The sequence below is a fragment of the Azovibrio sp. genome (assembly GCF_049658005.1).
Classification (GTDB): domain Bacteria; phylum Pseudomonadota; class Gammaproteobacteria; order Burkholderiales; family Rhodocyclaceae; genus Azovibrio.
This window is the reverse complement of the sequence record NZ_JBASOH010000126.1, coordinates 1-17,017: the sequence shown is the minus strand read 5'-3', so window position 1 is coordinate 17,017 and position 17,017 is coordinate 1. Positions and strand designations below refer to the sequence as shown.

The window sequence follows — 17,017 nt, the reverse complement described above, 5'->3', positions numbered from 1 at the left end:
TCGTCAGACATTGCGTTCTCCTGGTGCGGCATCCGTCTGGGATGCCGTCTGTATGAAGCGTTCTACCCGGAGCGCGTACTGGCCATTTTGCTGGCCATAGCGGCACTCCATCAGCGCGACGCCGTCCACTTCCACGCTCAGCAGGTCGGGGATGGTGAGCGGGACAATATCCCCGACCCGTAATTTCAGGATCTGCCCGAGGGTGATGCTGGTGGAGCCTAGTTGGGCAACCAGTTCTAGCTCGGCTCCTTGCAATTGCTTGCGCAGCATGCTGATCCAGCGTTTGTCCGAAGAGAGCTGGTCACTTTGCATGGTGCTGTGTAGCAGGTCGCGGATGGGTTCGATCATGGAGTAGGGGAGGCAGATATGCATGTCGGCCGTCGCGCCCCCGAATTCCAGGGTGAACGTCGTGGAAATGACGATTTCGGAGGGAGTCGCGATGTTGGCGAACTGCGAATTCATTTCTGAACGGATGTACTCGAAGTTGATTTCATACACCGGCTTCCAGGAGCGGCTGTATTCGGCGAACACCACTCCGAGCAGGCCCTGGATGATGCGCTGCTCCGTTGGGGTGAAGTCGCGTCCCTCGACGCGGGAGTGGAAGCGCCCGTCGCCACCAAACATGTTGTCGACCACCAGGAACACCAGATTGGGGTCGAAGACGAACAGGCTCGTGCCGCGCAGGGGCTTGGCAGACACCAGGTTCAGGTTGGTGGGCACCACCAGGTTGCGGATGAATTCACTGTATTTCTGCACCCGGATCGGTCCCACCGAAACCTCGGTGTTGCGGTGCATGTAGTTGAACATGCCGATGCGCAGGTAGCGGGCAAAGCGTTCGTTGATCAGCTCCAGGGTCGGCATGCGGCCCCGGACGATGCGTTCCTGGGTGCCGAGATTGTAGGAACGGACCCCCGATCCTTCCGAGGGCATTTCATCCGGTTCGTCCGTTTCCCCCGTGACACCCTTCAAGAGGGCGTCAACTTCTTCCTGGGAGAGGAAATCACCGGCCATGAGTGTGCTCCGTCAGGCTTACTGGATGATGAAGGAGGTAAACAGCACGGACAGCACGGGGGTTTCCGGGGCGCGTCCCTGGGTGCCTGGATTCAGGATCCGGTTGATCTCGTCCCTGATTTCCTTGGCGAGTTGCTCCTTGCCTTCCTTGCTCAGCAGTTGGGAGGCTTTCTTGCTCGACAAGATCATGGTGACGTTGTTACGCACCCGCGGCATCTGGTTTTTCAGCGCGGCATCACTGCTCATGTCATCCAACTCGAGGGCAATTACCACCTGCATGTATTGATCACCTTGGTCGCCTTCCGGCACCAGGTTCACGGTGAAGGCATCCAGGTTCACGAAAACCGGTGGAACTTCTGGCCCCGCTTTTTTCTTCCTGGGCTTCTTGTCGGGTACGACGACATCTTCCTCGTCACCCTGTCCGTCATCTCCTGACATCAGCAGGATGACGGCCCCCGCTCCCGCAACCACGAGCAGCAAGGCCACGGCAATGCTGATGATCAGCAGTTTCTTGCTTTTTTTGGGAGGGTCTTCCTCGACGGGGTTGGCGACTTTTGCCATAGCTGTTCAAATCCTTTTGGCCATTCTGACGGGTGCCAGAACTTCATCAAGCAAACAAATCCACCATGCCGTTGCCGCGCCGTTCGAGCAGTGCAGAAACGGAGGTCGATCCGCCCTCAAGTATAGCCTCATCCTTTCTTGCCCGGGATGAGCCCCATCCCTGTTGGGCCATGGCCTGTTGCTCATGCTGGGACTGGGTGCCGACCTGGGTCTGGCCCAGGGAAATGCCGGCACTTGCCAGCATTTCCCGCAAGCGGGGCAAGGCATCTTCGATGGCTTGCCTCACTTCATGGGTCGTGGCCGAGAATACCGCGCTGGCCTGGTCGGACTCCATGTTCAGCGTAATCCGCAGGGGCCCCAGGTGGGCTGGATTCAGGTTCAGTTGCGCCTGCTGTTGATCATGACGGGCCATCCAGACAATTTTTTCCCCGAATTCCTGGGACCAGCGGGGGTCATGCAGAGGGGAGTGCACTTCCGGAAGTGCGGTTGTCTGCTGCGCCGGGTTACTGACCGGGCTGGTACCCGGGAGGGTGTGGAAAGGCTGATTCAGCTGGCCTGGCTCAGGCTGGGCGGCGGCAAGATTTGCCGGGGTATTGCCTGCGGGAAGATCCAGAGGCAGATCAGGTATCAGGGTCTCCGGGTTGTCGAGCGCCACGCGGGCCGCCCGTCCCTGGCTGCCATCCTTCAAGAAGAAAGCGGGCCGGTCATCGACCTGGGCCTGCAGGGGGGCAAACAAGAGGGGGGCGGTGGTTTGATCTTCCTGTGCCGGCGCCTGATCTCGTTTGGTGAGCCTGGAGTCGAGCAGGCCTTGCATGGATTCTGGCAGCGCGCCAGCCAGCAGCTCGGTAGAGCCCGATGCCGCTGCGCCAGCCAGCTGGAGCGTCACATCCTCTGCCGTACCTGGAGCGAGCAAGTCGTTGATGTCGCGGATACCTTTTTTGCCGGCCAGGATCTGGCTGAACAGGGCGCCGAAGCCGCTGTCCCCATTCCCTGCATTCGCCGTGCTTCCTGTCAGGGCGGCAAGGGGATTGCCGCCAGAAGCGGGGGAAACGACGGTAATTGTCATGGTGATGGGCCTGTTTGAACACTCGGTGTGTTCAAGCAAGAGGCGTACCAGATTCAGTCGTGTGCTTTGGTGGCGGCCGGGTAATGGCGGCTGGCAAATTCGTCGAGGAGTTTTTGTTCCTGGCGATTTTCCTGGTACTGCACTTTCCTGTCATGCCGCGCCGAGAGGGTGTCGATGGCTTTCAGCCGGGTATTCTGGGTTTGCCAGTACTGCTGGGCGGCCGCCGTGTTCTGGGCCGAGGCCTCTACCTGGGCGGTCTGCTGACGGATGGCATCATCGATCTTGTTCAGGAAGGCCTGGTAGTTTTGCCAGACTTGCAGGGTCAGGCCCTGGACCTGTGCTTCCTGAAAGCGTTGAACATATTCGCTGCGGTAGTCCAGCAATAGCTGGAGTTTGCTGCGCGCACTTTGCTCCACCGCGATCACCTCTCCAAGGCGACGGCTTGCCTCGTCAGTGCGCTCGCGCATGAGTTCGAGCAAGGGTTGCAGGGTGAATTTCTGGGACATGGCGCGATTTTAGCCCACTATTCGAACAAAGCCTTCAGAGCCTCGACGCTGTCCTGGAAAGAAGCGGATTCATCGAATTTTTGCTGCAGAAAGCCTTCCATGCGCGGATAGAGGCTCACGGCCTGGTCCAGCACCGGGTCGGAGCCCGGCACGTAGGCACCGACGGCAATCAGATCCCGGGAGCGCTGGTAGCGGGAGAACAGTACCCTGAAGCGCCGGATGAAATCCATATGCTGCGGGTCGATCAGGTTCACCATGGCACGACTGATGGATTGCTCGATGTCAATGGCCGGGTAGTGTCCCGCATCGCTCAGGGCGCGGGTCAGCACGATGTGGCCGTCGAGAATGGCGCGGGCCGAATCCGCGATCGGATCTTGCTGGTCATCCCCTTCGGCCAGTACCGTGTAGAAGGCGGTAATGGAGCCCCCGCCCTCGGGGCCATTACCGGCCCGCTCCACCAACTGCGGCAGGCGGGCGAATACCGACGGAGGGTAACCCCGCGTCGCGGGCGGCTCGCCAATGGCGAGCGCAATTTCCCGTTGGGCCATGGCGTAACGGGTCAGGGAATCCATGATCAGGAGCACATGCTTGCCCTGATCGCGGAAATATTCTGCCAGGGTGGTGGCATATGCCGCCCCCTGCAGTCGCATCAAGGGGCCGGTGTCGGCCGGGGCGGCCACCACCACGGCGCGCTTCATGCCGGGCTCGCCGAGAATCTGCTCGATGAATTCCTTTACTTCGCGCCCGCGTTCGCCGATCAGGCCCACCACGATGATTTCTGCTTCGGTATAGCGCGCCATCATGCCCAGCAACATCGATTTGCCAACCCCCGAACCGGCAAACAGGCCCATGCGTTGCCCTTGGCCCACGGTCAGCATGCCATTGATGGCACGTACGCCTACATCCAGTACATGCTCGATGGGGGCGCGGCTCATCGGGTTGTAGGGGCGGCTTTGCAAGGAACGCTGGGCCTCGGCATGTAGCGGGCCCTTGTTGTCCAGGGGGCGGCCGACGCCGTCCAGCACGCGGCCGAGCAGGGAGGCTCCGACCGGCACCTGTTTGGCGCGGTCGATGGCCCGCCGGCGACGGGGTCGATCGGGGCCGATCCGGGGCGAAGAGATGGGAGGCTCCACCGCCAGCACCCGGGCTCCGGGAGAAAGACCATAGACATCGTCGGAGGGCATGAGAAAGAGTTTCTCGTCGGCAAAACCGACGACTTCGGCTTCGACCGGATTGCCGCCGCTGGGAAATACCTTGCAGGTGCTGCCCAGGGGCAGTTTGAGGCCGGATGCTTCCATGACGAGGCCATTGATCCGGGTCAAGCGGCCGCTGGTGAGCAGCGGGTCGCTGTGGCTGGCGGCATCTTGTGCATGCTCGAGGATGGAACGCCATTGCTGCAGGTGGTCCCTCTCACTCATGGTTGTGCGTCCAGCCACTCCGGCGAGGTGCCGATGTTTTCGAGAATCCGGCGCCAGCGGGTGGGCAAGGTGGCATCTACTTCGCTGGCGCCCGCCGTGAGTCTGCAGCCCCCGGCGGCGATGTCCCGGTCTGCCTGAATGCGCCAGCCGGAATGGCTGAACTGCTCACCCAGATGTTCCTCGACGATGGCGGCATCGTCGGGGCTGATCAGCAGGGTCACCGGGCCGTGGTGCAGAGGCAGGGCACTGAGGGCTTCGCGGATGATGGGCAGGAGGATTTCCGGATTGGCCTGGAGGGCCGCCTTGGTCATCTGGCGTGCCACTTCCAGGCTGCAGGCGAGGAGGGGTTCCGCGATTTCCTGATCCAGCTGCTCCAGGGAATCCTGTAGATTCTGGACCAGCTGGATCAACTTGTTGGCGTGTTCCTGGGCGGCGGCCATGCCGGCCTTGTAGCCGGCTTGATATCCGGCATCATATCCGGCTTCCTGGCCTTTGCTGTGGGCTTCATCGTAAATGGCCTCCAGTTCCTCGGCGCTCGGGAGGGGTGGGGCAGGGGGGCTTCCCGCAGCTTCGGGCGCAGGCGGCGGCGGGGGCGAGGGTTCCGGAGCGGGCGCGGGTGTGGCGGCTTTCGGGGCCGGGGCATCGAAGCGGTCTGCTTGCCAGCGGGTATAAGCCCGGACCTGCTCCTTGGGAATGAAGTCTGTCATGGTCTCAGATCATCTGCTCGCCGCCGGCACCACCCAGGACGATCTGGCCCTCGTCGGCCAGGCGCCGCACGATCTTGAGGATTTCCTTTTGCTCGGCTTCGACTTCGGACAGTCGTACCGGCCCCTTGGACTCCAGGTCCTCCCGCAGCATTTCGGCGGCCCGCTGCGACATGTTCTTGAAAATTTTCTCCCGCAGGGGTTCGGAAGCGCCCTTCAGGGCCAGCACCAGGGAGTCCGACTGCACTTCGCGCAGCAGCATCTGCACCGAGCGGTCGTCCAGATCCAGCAGGTTTTCGAAGACGAACATCTCGTCCAGAATTTTCTGGGCCAGATCCGGGTCGTACTCGCGAATGGCGTCGATGACGGCGGTTTCGTTGGTCGTGCCGATGAAGTTGAGAATCTCGGCCACCGTGCGCACCCCGCCCATGGCGGTCTTCTTCAGGTTGGCGGAGCCCGACAGGAGGCCGACCATCACGTCGTTGAGTTCCTTGAGGGCCTGAGGCTGAATGCCTTCCAGGGTGGCAATGCGCAATACCACGTCGTTGCGCAGGCGGTCCGTGAAATAGCCCAGAATTTCACTGGCGTGGTCGTGCTCCAGGTGCACAAGAATGGTGGCGATGATCTGCGGGTGTTCATTCTTGATCAGATCGGCGACGGTGGGGGCGTCCATCCACTTCAGGCTTTCGATGCCGCTGGTTTCGCCGCCCTGGAGGATGCGGGAGATCAGGTTCGAGGCCTTGTCGTCGCCCAGGGCCTTGGTCAGTACCGAGCGGATGTAGCTGTCCGTATCCACATGCACCGCCCCGTGCTCCATGGCCGTGGTGTGAAAATCATCGAGAACGCTCTCGACCTTGGCACGGGGGACGGACTTGAGGGCGGCCATGGCATGTCCTAGTTTCTGGACTTCGCGCGGGCCGAGCTGCTTGAGGACTTCGGCGGCAAGGTCTTCGCCCAGGGAAATGAGAAGAATGGCGCCTTTTTCAAGGCCTTCGTCACTAACTGCCATTTGCGTTCAACCAGTCCTTGATGATGTTGGCCACGGCCTTCGGGTCGCTCTGGGCAATATCCTTGGCCTTCTGGATCTTGACGGCAAGGTGGTCGATGTCGACCTGGCTGGCCTCCTCGTCGTCTGCGCCGATCTGCACCTCGGCGGCGGCGCGCAGGGCGGCCTCTTCGGGCGTTCCCGCCGGCGGCGGGGGCGGGAACATGGTCTTGATGATGGGGCGGATGATGCCCAGCAGCAAGTAGGCAATCAGGCCCGCGATCAGCAGGTACTTGAAGATTTCCTTGCCGAAGGCAATGTTTTCCGGGTCCTTCCAGAACGGGGGTTCTGCCATGACTTCCTTCACTTCCGGGGTGAAGGCGGCATTGGCGACGGAAATGGAGTCGCCCCGGGCCTGGTTGTAGCCCATGGCTTCGCGCACCAGATCATTGATTTGCTGAATCTGGCTGTCAGACAGCGGCTTGGGCACCTCCTTGCCGGACTTGTCCTTCTCCATCCGGTAATTCACGACCACGGCAGCCGAGAGGCGGCGAACCGTGCCGATCGACTGCTTGGTGTAGCGGATGGTCTTGTCCAGTTCGTAATTGGTGGTCGTGTCCTTGCGGGTGGATAAAGGGGGTGAAACGGGAGGCATGGGCGAGGTCACGCCCGCGGCGTTGATCTGGCCGCGATCATTCGGGTTTTGCGGCAAGGTCACCGTGCCCGTCGTTGCGGCGGCCTGCCCGACCGGGGGCTGTGTCAGAGGGGCCGTGGCCGGAACCGGGGGCTGATTGGTCAGGGCCCCCGGAACGCCGCCGCCCGGGGATTGATTCAGGTTGGCGGTTTCAGACGTCTGCTGACTGCGGATCGTGGCTTCTGGCGGTGTGCCATTGGGGCGGAAGGTTTCCGCTGTTTGCTCCGTGTGGGAAAAATCCAGATCGGCAGCGACCTGGACCCGGAAGTTATGGCTGCCCACCACGGGGGTCAGGATGTCTTCAATCCGCTTGATGATGCTGTTTTCAACTTCCCGGACATACTTGATCTGGGTGGGGTCCAGCCCGGCCTCGGTCAGCTTGTCCTTGAGTTGGGAAAGCAGGTTGCCATTTTGGTCCACGATATTCACATTGCTCAGCGGCAGTTGCGGCACGCTTGAAGCAATCAGGTGGCTGATCCCGCTCACCTGCGCAGCCTCCAGGGTGCGGCCGGGGAAGAGATGCAGCAGTACGGAAGCCGTTGGTTTTTGTTCTTCGCGCACAAAAACGCTGGGCTTGGGGATGGCCAGGTGCACCCGGGCAGACTGTACGGCGGAGATGGATTCGATGGTCCGGGACAGTTCCCCTTCCAGCGCCCGCTGGAAGTTAACCTGTTCAATAAACTGACTGGTGCCGAATTTCTGATTCTCCATCAATTCGAAACCGATGGAGCCGCCCCTGGGAAGGCCCTGGCTGGCCAGTTTCAGGCGGATATCGTGCACCTTCTCGGCCGGCACCAGGATCGCGGTTCCGCCCTCCGAGTATTTGTAGGGCACCGCATTCTGGTCCAATGCTGCGATGATGGCGCCGCCATCCTTCTCGGAAAGGTTGGCAAACAGCACCCGGTAATCGGGTTGCCTGCTCCACAGGTAGGTGCCGACCAGAATCGCCACAATGGCAGCCAAGGCAACTGCCAGCAGTATTTTTTGCTGGTTGCTGAGGCGGGCAAAGGCATCCCGCAGCCGCGTGATGGGGTCTGTCCCTGTTGCTGCCGAATCGGCTGTAATGTCCGGATTTGCCGCCATCTGGTTGTATTTCTGTCTGCGTCGGGTTCGTGTCAGGAGCCGGAAGTATGAGGATAATCAAGTAAAAAGGGAATTTTTCCGAGAATTATTCTACTATTACCCGGCAGTAATTGCCGCCCCTTTCCGGTTTATTCCCGTCTTTCACTCCCGAGTTCTTCTTCATGCCAGTTTCCGCCCTCGATCCCGCCGCGAGCACTGCGCCGACGGATGCCAAAGCCATTGAGTTGCAACGGGCTTTTGATCTTTTCAATCAGGTCTCGGCGGAGTTGACCCAGGCCTATGCTGCGCTGCAACAGAAGGTCGCCTCGCTGACCGGGGAACTGGCGGTGGCCAACGGCGAACTGAGGCGCCAATATGAAGAAAAAGAGGCCTTGTCCGAACGCCTGGGCCTGCTTCTCAACGCGCTACCCGCAGGGGTTGTCGTCCTGGATGGCAGCGGGCGGATTACTGAAGTCAATCCAGCCGCGCGGCAATTGCTGGGAGAGCAACTGGTGGGGGAGCACTGGGGCGATGTGGCAAAAGCACAGCTCGAGCCGACGATAACATTGGGTGAGTGGCAGTCGGGGGGGCGCCGTTTAAGCCTGGCGGAAAGCTCCCTGGATTCGGCCGGCGGCAAGCTGCTGCTGTTGCATGACATTTCTCACGCCCACCAGATGAAAGCGGAACTAGAGCGCAATCAGCGTCTTGCCGCCATGGGTGAAATGGCGGCAGCCCTCGCCCATCAGCTGCGCACCCCGCTGGCGACCGCGCTGCTTTATGCCGGCAATCTGACCCAGCCCCAGCTGGTAGAAGAGGCGCGCCGCCGCTTTGCGGACAAGGTGGTGAGCCAGTTGCGTCGTCTGGAACGTCTCATCCAGGATGTTCTGCTGTTCGCCAAGGGTGAGAGCATCGGGCGGGATGTGATTCCGGTCAGCGAATTATTCACTGAAGTGTCGCAAACCCTTGAGCCTTTGCTCAAGGAACACGGGGTGCGCCTTGAACTTGACAACCGCTGCCCGGAAGCGGTCCTCGTCGGAGGGCGCAAGCCATTGTTTGGCGCCCTGGTTTCATTGCTGGAGAATGCGCTTCAGGTCAGCACGCCGGGGGGAAGCATCCAGCTCCTGGCCTGGCGCAACGAAGATCAGATCGAAGTGGCGGTGGTGGATGAAGGGCCGGGTATTCCCGAAGAAATGCGCAGCAGGATTTTCGAGCCTTTCTTCACCACGCGCAGCCAGGGCACCGGGCTGGGGCTGCCGATTGCCCTCGGAGTCGCCAGGGCCCATGGCGGCAGCCTTGAAGTGGCACCCGGGCAAGGGAGAGGCGCCAGGTTTGTGCTCACCTTGCCGGTACAATCCCGGCTGACAGAGGAGAGCGGTTCATGAGTGAAAAGCATTTGCCCATTCTGGTCGTGGAGGATGACCCCAATCTCAGGGAAGCCATCAGCGATACCCTGGAACTCGCCGGGCGTCCCGTCCTGAGTGCGCCGGGCGGCGAGGAGGCCCTTGAAATCCTGGCCCGGGAAAAGGTTTCCATCGTGATCAGCGATGTGCGCATGCTGCCCATGGATGGGATCAGCCTGCTCAAGGCGGTGCGATTGCGGCACCCCCAGCTGCCAGTGGTATTGATGACCGCTTATGCCGATGTAGACCGGGCGGTCGAAGCCATGCGTTCCGGGGCGTGTGATTTTCTGCTCAAGCCTTTTGAGCCCATGGCCCTGCTGGCCCAGGTTGACAAGTATGCCTTGCCCGATCCGGGCACCATCATGGATGTCGTGGCCCACGATCCGGTGAGTGCCAACCTGTTCGGGATTGCAGCACGGGTGGCGCAGACCGATGCCACGGTGCTGCTGACCGGAGAGTCCGGTGTCGGCAAGGAAGTCGTGGCGCGCTTCATTCATCGCAATTCTTCTCGCAACCAGGGTCCTTTTGTCGCCATCAATTGTGCGGCGATCCCCGAAAGTCTGCTGGAAGCCACCCTGTTCGGCTATGAAAAAGGGGCTTTTACCGGCGCCCAGACGGCTCAGGCCGGCAAATTCGAGCAGGCCCAGGATGGCACCTTGCTGCTGGACGAGGTGACAGAAATGCCGCTCGGGCTGCAGGCCAAATTGCTGCGGGTCTTGCAAGAGCGGGAGGTGGAACGGGTGGGAGGCAAGAAACCGGTTGCCTTGAATATCCGCATCATTGCCACCTCCAACCGGGACATGGCCGCGGCGGTCAGCAAGGGGGTGTTCCGGGAGGACCTGTACTATCGCCTCAATGTCTTTCCCATCCTGATTCCCGCTCTGCGGCAAAGGCCTGCCGACATCGTGCCACTCGCCCATCATTTCCTGGTGGAGCATGGCACGATGGTCGGTCGCCAGGGCTTGAGCTTTTCGGCTGAGGCCGAGGCCGTGCTGAAAAATCACGCATGGCCCGGCAATGTCCGGGAACTGGAAAATGCGGTGCAGCGCGCCATGATTCTGGCGCCCGGAAACCTGATCGGCCCGGAGCATCTGGGCTTGCAGATGCCATCGGGTATCTTGCCGGCGGCGGCAATCGTGGCAATCACCGGGGCTCCCGCCCAGGAGCCCGCCATGAAGGAAAATGATAGTGTTTCAGAGACCAGCAAAAAGGTCGATAATATGAAAGACCTTGAACGCGAACATATTCTCCAGACCATGCTCGAAGTCAAAGGGTCGCGCAAGGCCGCGATCGAGCGTTTGGGCATCTCCGAACGCACCTTGCGTTACAAGCTCAAGCAGTACAAGGAAGAAGGACACTTCCGGGAGTGATCAAGCGCTGGCTTGAAGTTTGCTTGTAATGAGAAAAGAAACCTGAACGAATTTATCGGAGCTCATCATGGACACTCGAGGCGTTGAACAGATGCTGAGCGTTTTGCGCAGCACGGCGGCCCAGGCCGGCGGTGTCAAGCCTGCCGAAAGTGCGGCGGCAGGAGTTGACTTCGCAGAAGTGCTCAAGAGTTCGATTGATCAGGTCAATAACGCCCAGAAGCAGGCCACCCAGATGGCGGAAAATCTTGCCGCCGGAGACAGTGAGCAAAACCTGCATGAAGTGATGGTCGCCCTGCAAACAGCCAGTATTTCCTTCCAGGAAATGGTCCAGGTCCGTAACCGGCTGGTGAGTGCGTACCAGGATGTGATGAACATGCAGGTCTGATTCAAGTCTGGCTCAAACGACAAAGGGCGCCTCCGGGCGCCCTTTGTCGTTTGAGCTCTTGTGCCTCAGCTCTTGTGCCGGGTACTGAAACGCTTACTCAAGTCCGCTCACGCGGGCTTTGCGTTCCCGTTCGAGTCGGGTGATGTAGCGTTGGATCATGGTCAAGAGCAGTCCGGGGAGGTTGATGAATTCACAGCCGACCCGGGTGTAACGATTGCCGGAACGGGTAGTGACATCGAAGGCATTACGCACTTCCAGATCGACGTTTATTTTTTCGTTATCAGGAAGTTTGAGTTCGCAGCCCTTGAAGACCGTGCCGCGCGTGAACAGGGGGGCCTGTTCGGTGCTGACCATCAGTCCCAGGCCGCCAGCGCTGATGTCGAGCAGGCTGGTTTGTAGCAGCGTCAGGCTGCCCTCTGCAGTGCGAACAGGGATCGTGCAGACCAGAGGGGTTGCAAGGGGCGTAGATACCCGGAAATATTCCCTGCGCTGCAGCCGCAGCAGGTTTTTTGGCAACTCGCTGAAGAAGGCGGGGCGGCCTTCGTGCGTGATCAGACTCAGGTTTTCCAGGGCGAACTGAACCTTGACCTTGTCGACACTGGTGGTACAAAGCAGACGATCAGCCTTGAGGGCGCGGCGGTTGACGTCTTCGTCGCTGCCGTAATCCAGAATGATGCCCTTGGGCCCGACACTGATCAATGAGGTCAGGAAGAAAGATTGCCCCTTGTCGAAATAGACCGTTATCATGCAGCTTTTTTGCATGGCAGTACGCAGCACAAACGCAATTTCGGTGGGCGAGTGCAGGAGGTATTCGCTATAAACGTCGGCTTCTTCCAGTTCCAGATGGGAACGAGCCGTTTCTGATTCCGACATGGGGCCTTGAGGTAATAAATGCACTGCGAGTGTAAATCAAAAGACGGTTTGCCAACAGTGCGACCGTGAGTGTGGCAGTGAGTGCGGTGAGAGTGCGGTGTGAGTGCGGTGAGAGGCTTGGCGCCGTATCAGGCAGGGGGCTTGTGTGGCGGGAGCGGTAACGGCGGCGGGGGTTCGTCGCCGTCATGGCCCTCCCGCTCCATGCGATAGAGCCAGGCCAGCAGCTCGGCTACGGCCAGATATAACTGGCTGGGAATATGCTCGTCGAGATTGACCTGAACCAGCAAGGAGAGCAGTTCGGGTGACTCATGCACATAAACCCCGTGTTCCTTGGCGCGAGCAATGATTTCTTCGGCAATCAGGCCCCGGCCTTTGGCGACGACGCGCGGCGCCGCATCTGCCTGGCGATAGGCAAGGGCGACCGCCTCCCGTCGCAGATCATTCTTCGGGTTTGACATGATGAGCGACGGTAAAGGATTTCAGGGTGATGCCGAGCGCTTCAAACTGTTGCAGCAGGGGTTGGTTGGCGGCACTGAGTTTTTGACGGGTCAGAGGATCTTCCGTGCGCAGGCTGATTTCGACATTCTGCCCGCCTGCCAGCCGCAAGGTGGCTTCAATGCCGCCGAGTCTGGGTAATTTGAGGCGCAGTTGAGTCCTCCAGCTTGAAGCGACATTTTCTTCCTTGCGGTTCCGGGGATCGTCTTCTTCGATGATTTCCCATTCCATGTTTTGGCCCGGCCAAATCTGGCCTTGCCAGACATAGGTATTCGTTGCGAGCGCCTCCAGTTGTTGCTGGACCAGCGGGGCAAGGTCGGGGGCGATGACTTGCGCCATGCTGACCTGGACCGGAGCACTGGGTGTCGCTGCCATGGAAGCTTGATTTTGTGCCGGGGGGAGATTGTTGAGGGCAAGCACAGCGCGCCCCTGGCTGTCGATGGCCTGCTGCCCTGCAGGGAGGGGTGCCGAAGGGGCTGGGTTTTGCGCCGAGGGCGTGTTCGGGAGGGCCGATCGCCCCTGGCTGTCGATGGCCTGCTGCCCGAGCATCTGAGCCGCTGGTGAGAGTCTGCCCTGGGGTTCCTGCAGCAGGCTTTCCGTGCTCATCTGACCTTGCACCCAGCGGGCTTGGTGCGCTTCATAGAACATGCCGCTTCTGGCTAAGGCCGTTTTGAGGGCGGGGACCAGATCGGCGCTGTTGGCCGGGAATTTGTCGATGACAGGCTGAGCGTTGTTCAATGGGGCGGGTTCGGGGCGTTTTCCGCCCGCCTTGTCCATCCCCGCCAGCAAGTCGGCAATCAGGCGGCCGGTCGTGGTGAGGCGTGTCGAAACCGAAGCATTGCCATCCGCATCAGCTGGGGCCAGCTGTTTGCCGATGGCCGTCGCAAGGGCCAGTTTGCCATTCGATTCAACCACTTCCAGCTCAAGGGTATCGCCCGTCTTGGCGGCAAAGGGAAGCGCCAGGGTAATGTCGCGCTGTGCAATCATGGCCCGGTAGGTGCCGTTGGGGAGCAGGGCCTGGATTGTCGCCATGACCCGTTGTCCGGGCACGAAATCGCTGAGCGCATCGGTCAGTTTCTGGGTCGGCGCGACCGGCTGACTGACCAGGTCGTTGACCAGCCGCATTCGCGAGGCAACGTCGGGGGGGATCATGCCGGTCTCTTGCTGGCGCGCTTAGCCGAACGCTTTGAGCAGGCGGGCGATGTCGTCCCGAAGGGGCTCGGCCCGTTCGGTAATGGCGGCGATGCTTTTTTGTGCGGCCTCCAGCGCCGGGCGGTCGGCGGCGGTGGCGGGGGGTAAGTGACCTGCCTGCAAGAGCCCGAGCAACTCCTGGGTAAGGGCCGCGCTGTCTTCCCAGTTGCCGGCCTCGGCCCGCTGTTCGATTGCAGCCGTGAGGCGGGCAAGTTGTGTGTAGGGCGATTCGCTCATGAGGCACCCGGAGGGGCCGCGCCCTGCTGTTTGTCCGGCGCAATCTGCCGCCAGGCATCATGAATCTCACCCAGCAGACCCTGCACCTCTTCCAGGACCGCCTTGTCATTTTTCAGATTGGCCCATATCAGGCGCGAAGCCATGTACTCATACAACGCCGCAAGACGTTCGGCCAGTTCCCCGCCGGCTTCGACATCGAGGCTGGCATGGAGGCCGTTGTCGATGATGTCGATCGCCTTGGAGATGGCCGCCCCTTTGGCAGGTATGTCGTTGTTCTGCATGCTGAATTTGGCAGCATTCAGGGCCGCTGCCGCGCCATCGAACAGCATCAGGATCAGCCGGTGCGGGTCGGCTGATTCGATGGAGGTGTCAAGGCTGACCCGCTCATAAGCGGCAGTAGGCTTGCTCATGGATGAAAACATAGTGATTGAACCTTAGCCAAAGCCAGGCAGGCTGGCGAGTTGCTGGGTGAGATAGCTGCTGGTCTGTTTCATGCCTGCAATGGTGGTATCCAGCGCAGAAAACTGTGCCCGGTAGCGTTCCTCGATACGGGCGATGCGGGCCTGAAGGATCTCGCCGCGCTCGCCCAGACCTTTGATCATGTTTTTGACGTTGTCAGTCACGCTCGAGATTGTACCGGTAGAACGGGTCATTGAATCCAGTCCCGTCTTGAAGGCATTGCCCACTTTTTCCACCAGTCTGGTCACGCCCTCGTAATCGGCTTCCAGCGCCTTGTTCAGTTTGCTGCTATCCAGGGCGAGCGCGCCGCTTTTGTCGATGGAAATGCCGATGTCGGAAAGCCGCTGAATGTTGCCGCTGCCGCCGGCGGTCGTGCTGAACACCAGGTTGCGGATCAGGTTTTGCGCGCTGCGGACAATCGCCTGCCCCTGCAGCGGGCCGGCTTTTTTGGTTTCGGCGTCGTAGGCTCCGAGTTCGCTGACGGTTTTATTGGCGTCGTTGTAGCCTTTGACAAAGGCAGTGAGGGCCGTCGTGAGCTGGCTGGTGGTGTTGGTGCTGACGGTGATGCGGGTGGGCTTGTCGACTTCCGTGACCTTGCTCAAGGTGAGGGTCACCCCCTCCAGTACGCCGCTGATGCTGTTGGTGCTGCTGGTGGCGGCAATGCCGTTCAGCTTGAATTCTGCATCCTGGGCCGCCATGCCACCCTGGGCGGGATCTTGCGTAAAACCACCGCTTGCTGTGACTGGATCAAAGGCAAAACCTGCCAGGGGAGAAGGCAGCCCGCCCACGTCGGGGGCTTCGATCTGCATCACATTCTTGTTGCCGGACTCCTTGGCGGTCAGGACCAGTTGCGCGCCCGCCGTGCCATTGATGATGGTGGCGGTGACCCCGCCATTCTTGGCATTGATGGCATCCCGCAAGCCGCCCAAAGTGTTGTTGGTGCTGTCAATCGTGATGTTCAGGGTGCGTGCGGCATCCACCGTGTAAGCCCCGTCCTTCAGCTCGCCGAACTTGATCGCCAGCGTGCCTTCACCAATGGCGGCATCGGCATTGGCATAGGGGCTGGCCGGGGGGGTGCCCGGGGTGGCGGTGGCCAGGCGCTGGTTCTGGGCGAGCTTGCTGACTTCCAGGGCATAGGTGCCGGCCACGGCGCCTTTGCTGGCGGAGGCAGAGGCAATGGCGCTGTCGGCCACCGTGGCCGAGTACGTGGTGTATTTTTCGGCCGCCGTCTGGCCGCTTGCCGGCAACAAGCCTGCGGCGGCGGTCTGCAAGGCCGACAAGGCCCCATTCAGTGAACCAAGGGCAGAAATCCGGGCTTGATAGGAAGCCTCCTGGGTCTGCAGTTTGATCAGGGGTTGCTGCTCCGCCGCCATCAAGCTGTTGAGGATGCCGTTGAGGTCGAGGCCAGAACCCGCGCCAAGTGATGAGATAGCCATGGTCGTACTCCTTTCTGAAGCTGAATTTTGTCAACCCGCTTCAGCAATATTCATGCCTTGTTATGGATCAGCAGGCCCTGGAACTTGTCCAGGGCTTTGGCAATCTGCAAGGCTTCTTCGCTGGGAATCTGCCGGATCACTTCCTTGGTTTTTGTGTCGATCAGTTTGATCAGCTGCCGCCCCGAGTCTTCATCCACCGAAAACTCCAGGGCATGATGGGTGATCCGTACAAAGTCGTTGAGTTTATCAACGGCATCTTTTTGCATTTCCTGAGTGATCGTCGGGCTTTCCTGGCGGGGTGTCAGGGCCTGATCGGGCGCAACGGTCAGGCTGGCCGCAGCGCCTTTTGCCATTTCGGCCTGGTGCAAGGCAGTGGAAGCCTCATGGCGGTTGCCGGGCTGCACGCCAGGGGCGATCGGGGAGGGGGGGGGTGGAGTGATGTTCATCGCAAGTTCCTTCCGGGTAGAAGGTAAAGCGGCGCGGTAGCCTGCGTGCCACCGCGCCGTTGCTCATTCAGGTCTCTGAGTCTTAACGAAGCAGGCTCAGCACATTCTGTGGCAGGGCATTGGCCTGGGACAGCATGGCCATACCGGCTTGCTGCAGAACCTGGGCCCGGGTCAGGGCTGCGGTTTCGGCGGCGAAGTCTGCATCGCGGATACGGGACCGGGAGGCCGACAGATTCTCGACACTGGTTTGCAGGTTGGCAATCGTTGACCCGAAGCGGCTCTGGAGGGCACCGAAGTTGGCTCGCTGTCCGTTGATGGCATCGAGGGCGCTATCCACGGTGCGCAGGGCGTTGGTGGCGTTGGTAACCGTGGAAATATCGAGCTTCTGGACCTTCTGGAGGGCACTGCCCACGGTAGTGCTCACCGCTGTCGCACTGGAACCCAGCACGCCGGCGGCGAAGGCGGCGTTGGAAGAAGTGGTGATGGAGTAGGACTTGGAGGAGTCGAGGGTCACCTGCCCCCCTGCCGTGATGGTGCCGGCAGTGGCAGCCACGAGGGTTCCGGAAGTAGTCCCCGTGCCAAGCTGAATACCGGCCGTGGCAGACCCTGTCGTGGCGGCGCCGATGTTGATGGAACTGCCATCGTCCGTGGTCAGGAGAATGGCTTTTTGGTCATTACTCAGCCGGGCCGTGATGCCGGTCTTGGAACTGGCTTCGTT

At 60.7% G+C, this 17,017-nt stretch carries 19 protein-coding genes; 3 read left to right on the top strand and 16 right to left on the bottom strand.

The features are described 5' to 3' along the window. Positions 1–3 precede the first annotated feature (3 nt). The 8 genes from fliM to fliF are packed head-to-tail and all read right to left on the bottom strand — an operon-like array spanning position 4 to position 8,028. Complete coding sequence (gene fliM / locus WBH99_RS12155) at positions 4–1,011, bottom strand: flagellar motor switch protein FliM (protein ID WP_424220362.1); 1,008 nt, start codon at positions 1,009–1,011, stop codon at positions 4–6. An 18-nt stretch (positions 1,012–1,029) separates the two neighbouring features. Further along, positions 1,030–1,572, bottom strand: a complete 543-nt coding sequence (locus tag WBH99_RS12150; protein ID WP_424220361.1) for a flagellar basal body-associated FliL family protein — start codon at positions 1,570–1,572, stop codon at positions 1,030–1,032. 46 nt (positions 1,573–1,618) lie between these two features. Continuing rightward, positions 1,619–2,638, bottom strand: a complete 1,020-nt coding sequence (locus WBH99_RS12145; RefSeq protein ID WP_424220360.1) for a flagellar hook-length control protein FliK — start codon at positions 2,636–2,638, stop codon at positions 1,619–1,621. 53 nt (positions 2,639–2,691) lie between these two features. Next, positions 2,692–3,144: a flagellar export protein FliJ gene (gene fliJ / locus WBH99_RS12140; RefSeq protein WP_424220359.1), complete on the bottom strand. Its 453-nt coding sequence runs from the start codon at positions 3,142–3,144 to the stop codon at positions 2,692–2,694. Positions 3,145–3,161: 17 nt separating this feature from the next. Next, positions 3,162–4,562: a flagellar protein export ATPase FliI gene (gene fliI / locus WBH99_RS12135; protein ID WP_424220358.1), complete on the bottom strand. Its 1,401-nt coding sequence runs from the start codon at positions 4,560–4,562 to the stop codon at positions 3,162–3,164. Further along, on the bottom strand, positions 4,559–5,269 hold the full coding sequence (locus WBH99_RS12130) for a flagellar assembly protein FliH (RefSeq protein WP_424220357.1): 711 nt from the start codon (positions 5,267–5,269) through the stop codon (positions 4,559–4,561). The genes fliI and WBH99_RS12130 overlap by 4 nt, the downstream gene beginning before the upstream one ends. A gap of 4 nt (positions 5,270–5,273) precedes the next feature. Then, complete coding sequence (fliG, locus tag WBH99_RS12125) at positions 5,274–6,275, bottom strand: flagellar motor switch protein FliG (RefSeq protein WP_424220356.1); 1,002 nt, start codon at positions 6,273–6,275, stop codon at positions 5,274–5,276. Then, complete coding sequence (fliF, locus tag WBH99_RS12120) at positions 6,265–8,028, bottom strand: flagellar basal-body MS-ring/collar protein FliF (protein WP_424220355.1); 1,764 nt, start codon at positions 8,026–8,028, stop codon at positions 6,265–6,267. The genes fliG and fliF overlap by 11 nt, the downstream gene beginning before the upstream one ends. Positions 8,029–8,189: 161 nt before the next feature. Between fliF and WBH99_RS12115 the strand changes: the two genes are divergently transcribed. From WBH99_RS12115 to fliE, 3 genes are all read left to right on the top strand, one after another. Continuing rightward, the gene (locus tag WBH99_RS12115; RefSeq protein WP_424220354.1) at positions 8,190–9,389 is read left to right on the top strand and encodes a sensor histidine kinase; all 1,200 of its coding nucleotides are present in this window, start codon (positions 8,190–8,192) and stop codon (positions 9,387–9,389) included. After that, entirely contained in the window at positions 9,386–10,777 is a 1,392-nt protein-coding gene (locus tag WBH99_RS12110; RefSeq protein WP_424220353.1) for a sigma-54-dependent transcriptional regulator, read from the top strand. The genes WBH99_RS12115 and WBH99_RS12110 overlap by 4 nt, the downstream gene beginning before the upstream one ends. 67 nt (positions 10,778–10,844) lie before the next feature. Continuing rightward, on the top strand, positions 10,845–11,162 hold the full coding sequence (gene fliE, locus WBH99_RS12105) for a flagellar hook-basal body complex protein FliE (RefSeq protein WP_424220352.1): 318 nt from the start codon (positions 10,845–10,847) through the stop codon (positions 11,160–11,162). 93 nt (positions 11,163–11,255) lie between these two features. Here fliE and WBH99_RS12100 read toward each other — a convergent pair whose 3' ends face one another. The 8 genes from WBH99_RS12100 to WBH99_RS12065 all read right to left on the bottom strand — a co-directional run. Continuing rightward, complete coding sequence (locus WBH99_RS12100) at positions 11,256–12,035, bottom strand: flagellar brake protein (protein WP_424220351.1); 780 nt, start codon at positions 12,033–12,035, stop codon at positions 11,256–11,258. A gap of 128 nt (positions 12,036–12,163) precedes the next feature. Further along, on the bottom strand, positions 12,164–12,493 hold the full coding sequence (locus WBH99_RS12095) for an EscU/YscU/HrcU family type III secretion system export apparatus switch protein (protein WP_424220350.1): 330 nt from the start codon (positions 12,491–12,493) through the stop codon (positions 12,164–12,166). Continuing rightward, complete coding sequence (locus WBH99_RS12090) at positions 12,474–13,682, bottom strand: flagellar hook-length control protein FliK (RefSeq protein ID WP_424220349.1); 1,209 nt, start codon at positions 13,680–13,682, stop codon at positions 12,474–12,476. Before WBH99_RS12090 ends, WBH99_RS12095 begins: the two co-directional genes overlap by 20 nt. Positions 13,683–13,703: 21 nt before the next feature. Then, positions 13,704–13,958 carry a hypothetical protein gene (locus WBH99_RS12085; protein ID WP_424220348.1) on the bottom strand — a complete coding sequence of 85 codons (255 nt, stop codon included), beginning with the start codon at positions 13,956–13,958 and terminating at the stop codon, positions 13,704–13,706. Then, positions 13,955–14,368, bottom strand: a complete 414-nt coding sequence (fliS, locus tag WBH99_RS12080; protein WP_424220347.1) for a flagellar export chaperone FliS — start codon at positions 14,366–14,368, stop codon at positions 13,955–13,957. Before fliS ends, WBH99_RS12085 begins: the two co-directional genes overlap by 4 nt. A gap of 24 nt (positions 14,369–14,392) precedes the next feature. After that, positions 14,393–15,853 (bottom strand): flagellar filament capping protein FliD, encoded by a 1,461-nt coding sequence (gene fliD / locus WBH99_RS12075; protein ID WP_424220346.1) that lies wholly within the window; start codon positions 15,851–15,853, stop codon positions 14,393–14,395. Between the two features lie 50 nt (positions 15,854–15,903). After that, a complete protein-coding gene (locus tag WBH99_RS12070; protein WP_424220345.1) occupies positions 15,904–16,299 on the bottom strand; it encodes a flagellar protein FlaG in 396 nt (131 codons plus the stop codon). Positions 16,300–16,381: 82 nt separating this feature from the next. Then, a partial coding sequence (locus tag WBH99_RS12065) for a flagellin (protein ID WP_424220344.1) occupies positions 16,382–17,017 on the bottom strand: 636 nt, incomplete at its 5' end.